The organism is Blautia sp. DFI.6.71, from assembly GCF_020593585.1.
Taxonomy (GTDB): Bacteria; Bacillota; Clostridia; order Lachnospirales; family Lachnospiraceae; genus Blautia_A; species Blautia_A wexlerae.
On record NZ_JAJDMJ010000136.1, the window covers coordinates 1 to 1,062 of the forward strand.

Consider the following 1,062-nt stretch of genomic DNA (forward strand, 5'->3'; position numbering starts at 1 on the left):
GGGATTCCCGGGGTTCCTACTGACAGGAGTACGTTTGCCAGAAGGATTATGATCATCATGGAAATGCTTACGTTAATTCCGCATGCATTGGCGAAGAACATGATCATGAATGACATCAGGATGGATACGGCATCCATGTTTACAGTAGCGCCAAGAGGAATGGCAATACTTGTGATCTTGTTGGATACGCCCATTTCGTCTTCCATACGCTGTTTGCTGATCGGAATGGTCGCTGAACTGGAACAGGTTCCGAATGCGTTCAGAGCTGCAGGAAGCATTGCTTTGAAGAATTTCACAGGGCTTTCTTTGCCGATGAATTTCACGGAGCCGCCGTAAATGACCAGGGCAAATCCGAAGAATGCCACATACAGGATGATCAGCTGAGTTGCCAGTGAAATGATGGTTTCTGTACCGTTGGCTTCTACAACAGGAACGATAGTACAGAATACACCGATAGGTGTGAAGTACATAACTGTGCTGATGACTTTCAGACAGACTTCGTTACAGGAATCGATGACTTTCAGAAGTGCAGTACCCTTTTCGCCGATGGCGATAAGTGTGAAGCCTACGATGACTGCGAATACAAGTACCTGAAGCATATTTCCGTTTGCGAAAGCTGCAACCGGGTTGGATGGGATCAGGTTTTTGATGGTGTCCAGAATGCTGGTCATCTCAGTTGCCTGGATGTCGGAAGTTGCCATCTCGAATTTAACACCCTCACCGAGATGGATCAGCCGCGGGATGATCAGTCCTGCCAGGCTGGCAAGGGCTGTGGTGCACAGGAAAAAGATCATGGCACCGGCTGTGATCTTGCCGGTTGTGCGGGCATTACCGATGCTGGAGATACCCATGATAATGGAACAGAAGACCAGTGGAAAGATCATCATGTTCAGGGCATTCATGTAAATGCTTCCGATAAGACTTGTGACAGTAAGAACCGGTTCGAAACGGTTTGCCAGAAACAGACCGGTAATGATACCCAGAATCAGTCCGGTAAAGATTGCTGCGGTAATATGTTTTTTATACCACGAATAGAATTTTTTCATTTGTTCCCTCCTCTTT

The 1,062-nt window shown here is 47.0% G+C and carries 1 protein-coding gene; it reads right to left on the reverse strand.

All coding sequences use genetic code 11. The features are described 5' to 3' along the window. A partial coding sequence (locus LJE12_RS19575; protein WP_227292386.1) for a dicarboxylate/amino acid:cation symporter occupies positions 1-1,046 on the reverse strand: 1,046 nt, incomplete at its 3' end. Positions 1,047-1,062 lie beyond the last annotated feature (16 nt).